The organism is Pseudomonas sp. UBA7530 (assembly GCF_002479365.1).
Classification (GTDB): domain Bacteria; phylum Pseudomonadota; class Gammaproteobacteria; order Pseudomonadales; family Pseudomonadaceae; genus Aquipseudomonas.
In genome coordinates this window covers 38,138-50,800 of the sequence record NZ_DLMS01000001.1, presented here as the reverse complement: position 1 = coordinate 50,800, position 12,663 = coordinate 38,138, and the positions used below count along the sequence as shown (strand labels likewise).

At 61.4% G+C, this 12,663-nt stretch carries 10 protein-coding genes; 6 read left to right on the top strand and 4 right to left on the bottom strand.

Annotated features, from left to right (window positions below; genetic code table 11):
- Positions 1 to 29 precede the first annotated feature (29 nt).
- The 3 genes from B2U07_RS00275 (at position 30) to B2U07_RS00265 (ending at position 2,013) form a co-directional block, all read left to right on the top strand.
- A complete protein-coding gene (locus B2U07_RS00275) occupies positions 30 to 1,223 on the top strand; it encodes a catalase family protein (protein ID WP_275545145.1) in 1,194 nt (397 codons plus the stop codon).
- Between the two features lie 172 nt (positions 1,224 to 1,395).
- A complete protein-coding gene (locus tag B2U07_RS00270; RefSeq protein WP_275545146.1) occupies positions 1,396 to 1,662 on the top strand; it encodes a hypothetical protein in 267 nt (88 codons plus the stop codon).
- A 123-nt stretch (positions 1,663 to 1,785) separates the two neighbouring features.
- Entirely contained in the window at positions 1,786 to 2,013 is a 228-nt protein-coding gene (locus tag B2U07_RS00265) for a DUF1272 domain-containing protein (RefSeq protein ID WP_275545147.1), read from the top strand.
- Between the two features lie 52 nt (positions 2,014 to 2,065).
- Here B2U07_RS00265 and nfuA read toward each other — a convergent pair whose 3' ends face one another.
- The 3 genes from nfuA to B2U07_RS00250 all read right to left on the bottom strand — a co-directional run bounded on the left by nfuA (position 2,066) and on the right by B2U07_RS00250 (position 6,184).
- The gene (nfuA, locus tag B2U07_RS00260; protein ID WP_197855744.1) at positions 2,066 to 2,650 is read right to left on the bottom strand and encodes a Fe-S biogenesis protein NfuA; all 585 of its coding nucleotides are present in this window, start codon (positions 2,648 to 2,650) and stop codon (positions 2,066 to 2,068) included.
- Between the two features lie 66 nt (positions 2,651 to 2,716).
- On the bottom strand, positions 2,717 to 3,739 hold the full coding sequence (locus tag B2U07_RS00255) for an acyltransferase family protein (RefSeq protein WP_275545148.1): 1,023 nt from the start codon (positions 3,737 to 3,739) through the stop codon (positions 2,717 to 2,719).
- 168 nt (positions 3,740 to 3,907) lie between these two features.
- Positions 3,908 to 6,184 (bottom strand): fatty acid cis/trans isomerase, encoded by a 2,277-nt coding sequence (locus B2U07_RS00250; protein WP_275545149.1) that lies wholly within the window; start codon positions 6,182 to 6,184, stop codon positions 3,908 to 3,910.
- Positions 6,185 to 6,335: 151 nt separating this feature from the next.
- On the opposite strand from B2U07_RS00250, the gene metH reads away from it, so the two are divergent.
- Together metH and osmE are read left to right on the top strand one after the other, a co-directional pair.
- A complete protein-coding gene (metH, locus tag B2U07_RS00245) occupies positions 6,336 to 10,046 on the top strand; it encodes a methionine synthase (protein WP_275545150.1) in 3,711 nt (1,236 codons plus the stop codon).
- Between the two features lie 568 nt (positions 10,047 to 10,614).
- Positions 10,615 to 10,950, top strand: coding sequence for an osmotically-inducible lipoprotein OsmE (gene osmE / locus B2U07_RS00240; protein WP_197855748.1), 336 nt, complete (start codon positions 10,615 to 10,617; stop codon positions 10,948 to 10,950).
- 231 nt (positions 10,951 to 11,181) lie between these two features.
- On the opposite strand, the gene B2U07_RS00235 is transcribed toward osmE, so the two are convergent.
- A complete protein-coding gene (locus B2U07_RS00235; RefSeq protein WP_013715667.1) occupies positions 11,182 to 11,475 on the bottom strand; it encodes a DUF1883 domain-containing protein in 294 nt (97 codons plus the stop codon).
- A gap of 139 nt (positions 11,476 to 11,614) precedes the next feature.
- Between B2U07_RS00235 and B2U07_RS00230 the strand changes: the two genes are divergently transcribed.
- Positions 11,615 to 12,661, top strand: a complete 1,047-nt coding sequence (locus tag B2U07_RS00230; RefSeq protein WP_296275388.1) for a DUF5924 family protein — start codon at positions 11,615 to 11,617, stop codon at positions 12,659 to 12,661.
- Positions 12,662 to 12,663 lie beyond the last annotated feature (2 nt).

The following is a 12,663-nucleotide window of genomic DNA, read 5'->3' as shown; positions in this document are numbered from 1 at the left end:
AACCGATACCTAGAACAAGGATTGCAACGATGTTGAAACGCTTGTGGCTCTGGCTCGGTCGCCTGCTCGGCAAACTGCTGCTCACCGTCGCGCTGCTCGGCCTGGTTGGCTGGGGATTGGGCGAGGCCTATTACGCCTGGAAATTCTCCGGCCCGGTTTCCACTGAAGAAGAAATCGCTCCGGATGAAGCCGCCCTGAGCCGGCTGATCATCGAAGATGCGGTGCGCATCGTCGAGCAGCATCGTGACAATACCCGCGTGCTGCGCGATGCCCATGCCAAGGCACACGGCTGCGTCAGGGCAGAGATGCAGGTGCTGGATACGCTGGACGAATCATTGCGCCAAGGCGTGTTCAGTAAGCCAGGGCATACCTGGCAAGCCTGGATGCGCCTGTCCAACGGCAACGCCTATCCGCAATTCGACCGCGCCCGCGATGCCCGCGGCATGGCCATCAAGCTGCTCGACGTACCGGGTGAGAAACTCATGAAGAGCCCGGCACATGCTGGCGAGCAGGATTTCGTGATGTTCAATCACCCTGCTTTCTTCGTCCGCGACGTGGCGGAATACCGCAGCAACTTCGCCGCCCAGGCCGACGGCAAGAAGGCCCTGGCGTTCTTTCCCAGCTGGGACCCGCGCACCTGGGAAATACGCCACCTGATCATCGCCCTGAAAACCCTGGCGCCTGCACCGGAAAGCCCGGTGGCTACCACCTACAATTCCATTGCACCGTTCAAGCTCGGCGAGCTGAACATCAAGTACCGAGTCATACCGTCTGCGCAGAACTGCCCACCCTATGAACTGCCGGAACAGAACACCGACTTACCCAACTTCCTGCGCAATGCGCTTTACCAGCAACTGTCACTGGATCGCGCACCGGCGTGCTTCGAACTTCAGGTGCAAAAACAGAACGCGCAGCACTACATGCCCATCGAAGATCCGACAGTGGAATGGAACGAAAAGATATCGCCCTTTGAAAGCGTCGCGCGTATTACCGTGCAGCCGCAGGACTTCGACAGCCGCGACCAAAATCTCTTCTGCGACAATTTGTCCTTCAACCCCTGGCATGCGTTACCCGAACACCGTCCTATCGGCGGCATAAACCGTTTGCGCAAGTCGGTATATGAAGCCGTAAGCGCCTACCGCCATCAGCGCAACGCCCCAGCCCCCGCTGCGCCTGAGCCGCAGGCGATCGCAGAGGAAGCGCAGGAGGAACTTTCACAGTAGAAAGTTGTAATCGCCGAGACGCCAGAAGTTTTTTACCGAGGCACTTCGCACAGCAATAAAACTTTTTTCAGCGATGTGTGACTTATGGGTTCGCTCAGTTCATCAACAGCAATGTAAGGCCAACAAGCTGGCCGCAATTAATTGTTGGGATCAACTCGGAGAAACCGAACCCATGAACACACCGCTGCGTTTCAACGAAGCCTTGCTGATTGCCGATCGTGCCTTTCGCCCGTTCCAGTGCGTGGCTTGGGCTCCGCAGGACGGCACCGGCATCATCAACATCAGCGTCGTCGACCGCACCAGCACCCGCCTGCTAGGTCGCCAGCTGTCCTGCGCCACCTACAGCGACCCGCAACAGCTGGAAGATGCGCTGCAGCACTCCCGTGATGAGCTGCGCAGCCAGGGTTTCGACCTGGCACCGTGGAGCATGCCGGAGTAAGTCTTTTTCGGGGCGCCTTGTGCGCCCCGACACTCTGTACGGAAAGCACGCTTGGCCCCGTTGCGTTTGGCCCTGGAGGGACTGCAGACTGCTGCAATCACCCACTGTGCCGAGCCTAGCGCCATGCTTGAACTACGCCCCAACTGCGAGAATTGCGACTGCGATCTGCCGGCAGCCAGTTCCGACGCACTGATCTGCTCCTTCGAGTGCACGTTCTGTCGTTCCTGCGCCGAGACGGCCCTTGGGCTACGCTGCCCGAACTGCGGCGGCGAACTGGTGAAGCGGCCGATCCGCCCTGCGGAAAAACTCGAACGCTTTCCTGCTTCCAGCAAACGCGTACACAAGGCCTGAAATGAAAAAGGGGCGACCTCTCGGTCGCCCCTTTTCATGTGCAAAGCGCCTATCAGTAGTAGGCGTTTTCGCGATTGCTGTGGTCGGTCACGTCACGCACACCCTTGAGTTCGGGAATACGCTCGAGAAGGGTTTTCTCGATGCCTTCCTTGAGGGTGTAGTCTGCCTGACCACAACCCTGGCAACCACCACCGAACTGCAGCACGGCGATGCCTTCGTCGACCACGTCGATCAGCGTCACCTGACCACCGTGACTGGCCAGACCAGGATTGATCTCGGTCTGCAGGTAGTAGTTGATACGTTCGTTCAGCGGGCTGTCCTCATTGACCATCGGCACCTTTGCGTTCGGCGCCTTGATGGTCAGCTGGCCGCCCATGCGATCGGTGGCGTAGTCGACGACAGCGTCTTCCAGGAAAGGCTCGCTGATGCCATCGATCCAGGCAGTGAAACTGGCCAGACCCACGGCGGTGTCTTCAGGCTTCTGCTCACCCGGCTTGCAGTAAGCGATGCAGGTTTCCGCATAAGGCGTACCTGGCTGGGTGATGAAAACGCGGATGCCGATACCCGGGGTGTCCTGCTTGCTCAGCAGCTCGGCCAGGTAGTCTTCGGCAGCTTGGGTAATGGTGATGGCACTCATGGCAACTCCTCACGGTCATGCAGCGGATTGTACGCCAAGTGGCGACCCGAATAAAGTCCTACTAATTTACTCAGGATAAGACTGCAGTCTTCCCCGCTCTGCTCGCTGCCCGACCCAGACTTTGGCGTGAACGACGAAACGCTTTTCGATCAGCTCATAACTGGCCCAGGCCGCCAGGGCGATCACCGGTACGCAGGCCGCGATGACGACCGCAGGCGAGAGATCGAGGCGGGCCTGCAGGTACCAGCCCAGCGACAGGACGATAACGTGCAGCAGGTAGACCGAGTAGGAATAGTCGCCTAGATGGCTCAGCAGCCGATTGCCCTTGAACCACGGCTCCATGGCGATACAGGCAGCGACGATCAACGCGCTCGGCAGCCCCCAGTGCAGCAGGCGCATGGAGCTGTCGAAGTGATAGATGGTCAGCAGCGAAGCCGCGATTACCAGCAGCGGCAGCCAAAATCCCTGGCGAATCCAGCCGCGCTTGTAAAGTACACCCAGGAGCATGCCGAAGATGAACTCGTAGAGGATGCTGTTGCGGTAGAAATCGCTCATCCACGGCTGAGTTGCCAGCAGACTGAAAGCGGCCAGGGCCAGGACGATGAACAGTAGGCGCAGACGCTCAGTGACAATGAAGGCCAGTGCGAACAGCAGGTAGAAGTACATCTCGTAATTCAGCGTCCAACCGACGTTGAGCGTCGGATAGAGGCCAAAGCCGCCAGGATTCTCCGCTGGGATGAAGAGCAGCGAGAGCAATAGATGATGCAGATCGAACTCCTGCACCGGCATCACCGGATTGGCGAAGGCGATGATCAAAGCCGCGATCAACGAGTAGAGCCAGTAGGCGGGGACGATGCGCAGCACACGATTGAGCATGAAGCGCCAGGGCGTGATCGTCTTGCCCCGGGTGGACAGATAGATCACCAACCCGCTGATGACGAAGAAGATGTCGACACCAACCGCGCCCCTTTCAGCAAACAGCCGACCGACGAAACTGTCCGCCTTGAAATTGAAGAACACCTGCATGACATGATGAAACACCACAACCCAGGCCGCCAACGCCCGTAAAGCCTGCACTGAAACCAGCATGAAACCGCCATCGCCCCCTTTTCGCTGTTCGAGCCGGGCTGCCTGAAATCTGGCAACCAAAGGGTCCGACCGCAGCGGTAGAAGAAAGGTCGGCGGAAGCAACAGTGAGCGACAGGTTGTAGGCAGCGCGCAGGCATCGGTCAGCCGCGCGCTGCTTCCAGCGCTCCGCTAGAGGTTCTGGTAGCGGTTCATATCCAGTACCCCCGCCTCCTGCGGCTGGGTTTCACGGATATGCTCGGCCAGATCGTGGAAATAGCGCCAGAACTCGGGATGGCTACGGCGCACGCCCCAGCGCTCGACGATACGCTCGAAGGATTTTGCGTCGCGCACGCCCTCCATCTGTTTGACGAAGTCATCCACCTCACCGGCTTTCACGTTGAACATAAAGTTCGGATAGCTGCTCAGCACTTCCGGATAGATGGTCAGGGTGTCGAGGCGAGGCTGATAACGCAGCTCCTCACCCAGCATGAAGGCCACGTTGCTGTGCGCGCGGTTGCGCAGCAGGCTGTAGATCTCGCGCGAACCATCGCTCAGCTCCACCCGCAGCATGGTCGCTTCCGGCAACTGATCGATCACCCGCAAGCCCCCTGCCGGACGACTGGCCAGGCGCGACAGTGACTGCTCGGCATGCTGCAGCTCCTTGGGCAGACCATCGCGATAACAGTGCGCGCCCAAGCAGCGGTTGATCGGATCGGGCCGCGCATTGAGCTTGGCATGGCGCTGCAGCAGTTGCTCGGCGAACTGCTTCTTCGGGTCCTTGCCGGTCAGGCCCAGGGCGCTCGGCGAGCGGTGATCGACCGAGGTGTAGTCCAGCAGCATCTTCAGCTTGCCGCTGTTCTGGTACCAGTCGTCCAGGTAGGCCTCACGCGAGCCTGCCGGCAACAGGCGCAAAAAGTTCACCTCGGCACCGTTGCGGATCAGGTCGAAGTACAGGCGCGTCTGCGCCTGATGCGAGACGTTGCCGAACACATCGAAGTTGACCACCAGTTGGTAGTAGGTGCGCTCCAGCAGCGGATAGTCCAGCCACCAGAGGGTTTGCGGCACCTCGCCGAGCAAGCCTTTGCGCACCGAGGCACTGTCGTGCTGGCGGAAGATCGACAGCAACGCATTGTCGTTGCCGCTCCAGATATGCGCCCAGTCAGCCGGCGGCGCATCGGCGTAAGCGTCCTTGCGCAGATTCTCGTAATCATTGCGCTTGTCTCGGTAGTTACGCCACAGACCCAGCAGATCGCCGATCTCATCGACCTGGCCGGGCATGACCAAAAGCGGCGTGGCTTCACGTTGAAATTCGGCATCGGTGATGTAGAGATCGTGCTCCGGCGCCTGGAACAACGCCCAGAAGTTGTCACGAATCACGTCGGTGGCGATCTGCCCGCGGCACACCGGGCCTCGGATAAAGGTGCGCACGAAGTATTCGGCGTTATCCAGCATGAACTGATAACGCGCCTGCGCCGGAATCGCAGCGAAGGTTTCGAACGGATTGGCGCGGCGCTGCGCGCCATAGCCCGGCACCGCGTCGAGCGTCCACTCTTCGCCGAAGAATAGCGCCTTGACCCGTGCCAGTTTGTCCTCGCCCAACGGATAGGTGATGTGCGTCTTGTGCACGATCACGCCCTGGATCGGCCACAGACGATAGTAGAACTCGGTGCCCGGATCATCGTTCGGGCGGCGCGTGGCGATGGGGTCGATGGGTTTGCCGCTCGGGGTGCGCGAGCGAACCATTTGGAAAAAGTGCCCGGGCTCGCCACCCTCGAAGTGCAGATGCGCCAGGAACAGGTGCTCGTAAAGCCAGCGTGAGACCAGGTCCTGTCGCGCACCGGGGGCGTTGAGGAAATTTTCCCACTGCTGCACCTGGCGCAACTCGACCGCGCTGGGCTTGAGCGCTTGCTCGGCCACTGGCGCGCCCTGCGCCAGCCACTGCTCCAGGGTGGCGTATTCGTCATCGTTCAGGCCGGTCACCGCGAACGGCATGCCGCCATGGGGATTTTTCTGCGCATAGGCGGCGAACTCGCCCGGCAGTGGGCAACTGTTGCTGCGGGTGATGGCGATATCGAGGTCGTCAGGGAGCTTGGCGTTGGGTTCGACTGGCTCGCTACGACCCAGCTCCAGCATGCGCTTGATCAGCGCGGCCTGGCCGTTTTCACCGTCAAGCACCGAATGGAAATCGCGCTGACGCCAGGCCGCCTCGCCTTGCGCGTCCAGATACAACCGTGTGGTGGCTTGCGCCTTGGTCCGCGTGCCGTCGTAGACCAGCTGTTTGCTGACGCCACGCAGGACGCCCTCGCCACTGCCGAGGTTGAGCTGGCAAGGTGCGTCGTAGCAGGTATGGCACGCCACGCACTTGTGGGTAAGGATGGGCTGGACGTCATCGATATAGGAGACGGCATCGGCACGGGCCAGGCCGGCTGCGAAGGAAAGAAACAACAGTGCAGCGGGCTTGAACATGACCACGTCCTTTATTGCGAAGCGGCAATTCTAACGAGACGGCGCCCTCCGCAACATGAATGAAATTCATGGAAAGGCTCGCGGCGCTCCAGAGCCCTGCAGCTTTGCTATCATCGCGCACCTTTGTTCCCGCTTTGCTCAGGTAGTTCTCATGTCCGATCGCAGCGCCCGCCTCCAAGCCCTCCAGCAAGCCCTGAAGGAGCGCATCCTGATCCTCGACGGCGGCATGGGCACCATGATCCAGAGCTACAAGCTCGAAGAAGCCGACTACCGCGGCGAGCGCTTCGCCGACTGGCCGAGCGACGTCAAGGGCAACAATGACCTGCTACTGCTGACTCAGCCGCAGATCATCGCCGCCATCGAAAAGGCCTACCTGGATGCCGGCGCCGACATCCTGGAAACCAACACCTTCAACGCCACCCAGGTGTCCCAGGCCGACTACGACATGGAGTCGCTGGTCTATGAGCTGAACGTCGCTGGCGCCCGTGTGGCCCGCGAAGTGGCCGACGCCAAGACCCTGGAAACTCCTGATCGTCCGCGCTTCGTCGCCGGCGTGCTCGGCCCGACCAGCCGTACCTGCTCGATCTCCCCGGACGTCAACGACCCCGGCTACCGCAACGTCACCTTCGACGAGTTGGTGGAGAACTACACCGAAGCGACCCGCGGCCTGATCGAGGGCGGCGCCGACCTGATCCTGATCGAAACCATCTTCGACACGCTCAACGCCAAGGCGGCGATCTTCGCCGTGCAGCAGGTGTTCGACGAGGACGGCGTCGAACTGCCGATCATGATCTCCGGCACCATCACTGACGCCTCCGGCCGCACCCTGTCCGGTCAGACCACCGAAGCCTTCTGGAACTCGGTGGCCCACGCCAAGCCGATTTCCGTGGGCCTGAACTGCGCCCTCGGTGCCAAGGAACTGCGCCCTTACCTGGCAGAGCTGGCGGCCAAGGCCGGCACGTACGTGTCCGCGCACCCCAACGCCGGCCTGCCCAATGCCTTTGGTGAATACGACGAAACCCCGGCGCAGATGGCCGAGGTGGTTGAGGAATTCGCCGCGTCGGGCCTGCTGAACATCATCGGCGGCTGCTGCGGCACCACGCCGGGGCATATCCAGGCCATCGCCGAGGCGGTCGCCAAATACCAGCCGCGCCCGATTCCGGACATTCCCAAGGCCTGCCGCCTGTCGGGCCTGGAGCCCTTCACCATCGATCGCCAGTCGTTGTTCGTCAACGTCGGCGAGCGCACCAACATCACAGGTTCCGCCAAGTTCGCCCGGCTGATCCGCGAGGAGAACTACACCGAGGCCCTGGAAGTCGCCCTGCAGCAGGTGGAAGCCGGCGCCCAGGTGATCGACATCAACATGGACGAGGGGATGCTCGACTCGAAGGCCGCCATGGTCAGGTTCCTCAACCTGATCGCTGGCGAGCCGGACATTTCCCGCGTGCCGATCATGATCGACTCCTCCAAGTGGGAAGTTATCGAAGCGGGCCTGAAGTGCATCCAGGGCAAGGGCATCGTCAACTCGATCTCCATGAAGGAAGGCGTCGAGCAGTTCAAGCACCACGCCAAGCTGTGCAAGCGCTATGGCGCCGCCGTGGTAGTGATGGCCTTCGACGAGGTCGGCCAGGCCGATACCGCCGCGCGCAAGAAGGAAATCTGCCAGCGCAGCTACGACATCCTGGTCAACGAAGTGGGCTTCCCGCCGGAAGACATCATCTTCGACCCGAACATCTTCGCCGTCGCCACCGGCATCGAGGAACACAACAACTACGCGGTGGACTTCATCGAAGCCTGCGCCTACATCCGTGACCAGCTGCCGTATGCACTGAGTTCGGGCGGCGTGTCCAACGTGTCCTTCTCGTTCCGCGGCAACAACCCGGTGCGCGAAGCGATCCACTCGGTATTCCTCTACTACGCCATCCAGAACGGCCTCTCCATGGGCATCGTCAACGCCGGTCAGTTGGAGATCTACGACGAGATCCCCAAGGAGCTGCGCGACGCGGTCGAGGACGTGGTGCTCAACCGTAACGACGGCGCTACCGAGGCGCTGTTGGCCATCGCCGACAAGTACAAGGGCGACGGCGCCGCCAAGGAAGTCGAGAACGAGGAGTGGCGCTCGCTGCCGGTCGAAAAGCGCCTGGAGCATGCGCTGGTCAAGGGCATCACCGCCTTTATCGTCGAGGACACCGAAGAGTGCCGCCAGCAATGCGCGCGACCCATCGAGGTCATCGAAGGCCCGTTGATGAGCGGCATGAACGTGGTCGGCGATCTGTTCGGCTCGGGCAAGATGTTCCTGCCCCAGGTGGTCAAATCGGCCCGCGTGATGAAGCAGGCCGTGGCGCATCTGATTCCCTTCATCGAAGCCGAGAAAGGTGACAAGCCGGAAGCCAAAGGCAAGATCCTTATGGCCACCGTGAAAGGCGACGTGCACGACATCGGCAAGAATATCGTCGGCGTGGTGCTGGGCTGTAACGGCTACGACATCGTTGACCTGGGCGTGATGGTGCCGGCGGAGAAGATCCTGCAGACCGCCATCGCCGAGAAGTGCGACATCATCGGCCTGTCCGGGCTGATCACCCCGTCGCTGGACGAAATGGTCCACGTCGCCAAGGAAATGCAGCGCCAGGGCTTTACCCTGCCCCTGATGATCGGCGGCGCGACCACTTCCAAGGCGCACACCGCGGTGAAGATCGACCCGCAGTACAAGAATGATGCGGTGATCTACGTCACCGACGCTTCCCGCGCGGTGGGCGTGGCGACCCAACTGCTGTCCAAGGAGCTCAAACCCGACTTCGTGCGCAAGACCCGTGACGAATACGTGGTAGTGCGTGAGCGCACCGCCGCCCGGGCGACCCGCACCGAGCGCTTGAGCTACGAAAACGCCATCGCCAACAAGCCGAAGTTCGACTGGGCCGGCTATAGTGCACCGCAACCGAGCTTCACCGGCGCCAAAGTGCTCGACGATATCGACCTCAACGTACTGGCCGAGTACATCGACTGGACGCCGTTCTTCATCTCCTGGGACCTGGCCGGCAAATACCCGCGCATCCTTACCGACGAAGTGGTCGGTGAGGCGGCCACCAGCCTGTTCAACGATGCCCAGGCGATGCTGCGCAAGCTGATCGACGAGAAACTGATCAAGGCCCGCGCCGTGTTCGGTTTCTGGCCGGCCAATCAGGTGCGTGACGACGATATCGAAGTCTACGGCGACAACGGCGAGCAACTCGCCACCCTGCACCACCTGCGTCAGCAGACCATCAAGCCGGATGGCAAGCCGAACCTGTCCCTGGCCGACTTCGTTGCGCCCAAGGAAAGCGGCGTTACGGATTATGTGGGTGGTTTTATCACCACCGCCGGCATCGGCGCCGAGGAAGTGGCCAAGGCTTACCAGGACAAGAGCGATGACTACAACGCGATCATGGTCAAGGCCCTGGCCGACCGTCTCGCCGAAGCCTGCGCCGAATGGCTGCACGAGCGCGTGCGCAAAGAGCACTGGGGCTACGCGGCGGACGAGCAACTGGACAACGAGGCGCTGATCCGCGAGCAGTACAAGGGCATCCGCCCGGCTCCCGGCTATCCGGCCTGCCCCGATCACACCGAGAAGGCCACGCTGTTCAAGCTGCTCGACCCCGAGGCCGACTACAACAAGGCCGGCATGAGCGGCGTGTTCCTTACCGAGCACTACGCCATGTTCCCGGCCGCCGCCGTGTCCGGCTGGTACTTCGCCCACCCCGAGGCGCAATACTTCGCCGTCGGCAAGGTCGACAAGGATCAGATCGAGCGTTACACCGAGCGCAAGGGCCAGGACCTCGCCGTCACCGAGCGCTGGCTGGCGCCTAACTTGGGTTATGACGACTGATGTGAAAGAGCCCGCTATCGCGTAACGCTGTTCACTTAAGGTTGTACGCGCTTGGCTCCCCTCTCCCATTTATGGGAGAGGGGCTGGGGGAGAGGGCTGGAACGATGCAAAACCGCCAGTTCCCCCTCTCCCTAACCCTCTCCCCGGAGGGGCGAGGGGACTGATCGCATTACACCGTCTCTTATGTGAACAGCATTGCGCTATCGCGGGCTCTTTTCATTCGTGGCCAGGTTGCAATCCACGGCGGTTCAAAAGCGATGCAAACGTAGGGCGGGTGCAACCCGCCGCTTGATAAGGCCTCAGGGTTCTGGCCCTTCGGTCAAGCCCGTGCCGCTGCAGGACGCAAGCTTCGCGGACGAGTCCGCTCCCACAAGGTGACTGTGCCAACGCTGCCCCTCTCTGTGGGAGCGGACTTGTCCGCGATAACTTTCGCGAATTGCACCGCAAAAACCTGGCCGATCAGGAAAGCCCCGGCGCGCGCCGATCATCGAAAAAACACGAACTCCGATACATCAACAGCGCTCCAACCCATGTCGAGCCATTTCGGCTCATTCGACGGAGCGATGACATGTACAAGCACAGCCTTGCAGTACTGGCCGTAGCGGCCGCCATGACCGGTTGCTCGACCATCGAGAATCCGGCCGACTACGTGACGTTTCGCAACGAGCCACTGGTCAAGCAGGTAGACCACGGCATGACCATGGAACAGGTACGCACCCTCGGCGGCCCGCCCTCTTCCGAAGAGCGCAACAGCGTTACCGGCGGCACCTGCAATAACTACGTGCTGAATGTCGATGGTCTGGAACAACCCTACTACGTGGACTTCGACGTCAACGGCCGGGTCGACAGCAAGGGCTTCATGACCTGCGAGCAGCACCAGGGCAACCAGCGCAAAAGACTCTGATGCAATCAGCCCCGCTGCACGCAGCGGGGCTGATGGGATCGCCTGATGGCCTAGAAGATGAGTTTGAACAACCCGATCACCACGATCAGGCCGATGATGAAAATGATGCCGACGGTGCCGCCTAGAAACTTGAGCATGCTGACTCTCCTTTTTCTGGATTCAGGAGTTGTGACCACGAAGCGGCCGTCAGCGTTTAGCTTTTTTCTCCATCCGCAGCTGCAGCAGCAACCATCAGGCGCCAGGGCGACGGACAATCTTGATGCTGTATTCCATCTGCGGCTTGCGCGTCATGCTCACGGCACGCCGGCTGACGGTATCCAGGGTGATGTTCCAGAAGCCGCTGGAGGGTACGCGGATCTTCGCAGGAAATTTGATGAAGGCGCCGCCGTGGTAACTGTGTCGGCCACGGTTCCTGAAGGCGCGAAAGTTGGCATCGTTCATCAGGCGGATGTTGCACGGTTGCGAGCACTGGATGACCACCAGATCGCCCTCTTCCAGATGCTCGCGTTGATGGATGAATTTCATCGTATTCGGACTCGGTGGTGAAACGGGGGCGCAATAGTGCCGCAAGCGGCGCGGCATCGCCAGCGCAGCTGACGACGCGCTTGCAACCAACGCGTGCGCTGCCTAGGATGCGCGCCCATCATTGCATCACCCTGCCCACATGAAAGCCCTGCTCGACCGCATTCCCATTGTGATTGCTCTGCTCAAGCGCTATCCCGGCCTGGTTGCGCTGTTCGGATTCTGCTCGGGACTGGCCAGCTTTCTTTTGGTCGACCGCCAGGCGCATCTGGCCAAGGTACTGGGCGTGGTGCTGGTGGTCAGCTGGGTCTGGCTGATCCTGGAGAACCTGCTGCGCGAGCGCATAGCCCAGCGCTTCGGCTTCGAGTTGCCGCTGCCATTGCTGCGCTACGGCACGCAGATGATCCATCAGGAGAGCCTGTTCTTCGTCCTGCCGTTCTTCTTCATCACCACCACCTGGAACAGCGGGCAATTGCTGTTCAGTGGCCTGCTGGCGGTCGCTGCGCTGGCCTCGATCACCGATCCGATCTACTACCGCTGGCTGGCACCACGACGCTGGCTGCTGCTGGCCTTTCACAGCCTTGCGCTGTTCGCGGTGATGCTCACCGCGTTGCCGATCATCTTCCACCTGAGCACGCCGCAGAGTTACCGCATCGCCCTGGCGGTCGCTACGCTGCTGGCACTACCGAGCCTGCCGGGGCTGATCGGTGTCGCCGGCTGGCGCCGCACTCTGCTGCTGGCCGCCCTGCCCCTGGCCATGGCCAGCGCCGGCTGGATGGCACGCGTGTGGGTGCCCCCGGCAACGCTGTGGCTGACAGAAGTGGCGATCAGCAACCGCTTCGATGGTGAGCAGCGCACGCCTGGCGTCAGCCTGAAGCGGATCACGCCGCAGCAACTGGGTAATGACGGGCTCTACGCCTACACCTCGATCAACGCCCCGCGCGGCCTCAACGAGCGCATCTATCACGTCTGGCAGCACAACGGCCGGGAAGTCGATCGCATCGCCCTGGAGATCAGCGGCGGACGCAAGGAGGGCTATCGCGCCTGGACACACAAGCTCAATTTCCCCGCCTCGCCCGAGGGTCGCTGGCAGGTGCGAGTCGTCACCGAAGCCGGACAGATGATTGGCGTACTGCGCTTCGAAGTGGTGTCTGCAGCGCCGCGCGAGTCCACCACGCCAGCGCTCTAGCA

Excerpts from the sequence above, each read along its gene's own strand:
- B2U07_RS00255 (WP_275545148.1), bottom strand. The coding sequence starts at position 3,739 with ATGCTGGTTTCAGTGCAGGCTTTACGGGCGTTGGCGGCCTGGGTTGTG.
- nfuA (WP_197855744.1), bottom strand. The coding sequence starts at position 2,650 with ATGAGTGCCATCACCATTACCCAAGCTGCCGAAGACTACCTGGCCGAG.
- B2U07_RS00275 (WP_275545145.1), top strand. The coding sequence starts at position 30 with ATGTTGAAACGCTTGTGGCTCTGGCTCGGTCGCCTGCTCGGCAAACTG.
- B2U07_RS00235 (WP_013715667.1), bottom strand. The coding sequence starts at position 11,475 with ATGAAATTCATCCATCAACGCGAGCATCTGGAAGAGGGCGATCTGGTG.
- B2U07_RS00250 (WP_275545149.1), bottom strand. The coding sequence starts at position 6,184 with ATGTTCAAGCCCGCTGCACTGTTGTTTCTTTCCTTCGCAGCCGGCCTG.
- B2U07_RS00265 (WP_275545147.1), top strand. The coding sequence starts at position 1,786 with ATGCTTGAACTACGCCCCAACTGCGAGAATTGCGACTGCGATCTGCCG.
- osmE (WP_197855748.1), top strand. The coding sequence starts at position 10,615 with ATGTACAAGCACAGCCTTGCAGTACTGGCCGTAGCGGCCGCCATGACC.
- B2U07_RS00270 (WP_275545146.1), top strand. The coding sequence starts at position 1,396 with ATGAACACACCGCTGCGTTTCAACGAAGCCTTGCTGATTGCCGATCGT.
- metH (WP_275545150.1), top strand. The coding sequence starts at position 6,336 with ATGTCCGATCGCAGCGCCCGCCTCCAAGCCCTCCAGCAAGCCCTGAAG.
- B2U07_RS00230 (WP_296275388.1), top strand. The coding sequence starts at position 11,615 with ATGAAAGCCCTGCTCGACCGCATTCCCATTGTGATTGCTCTGCTCAAG.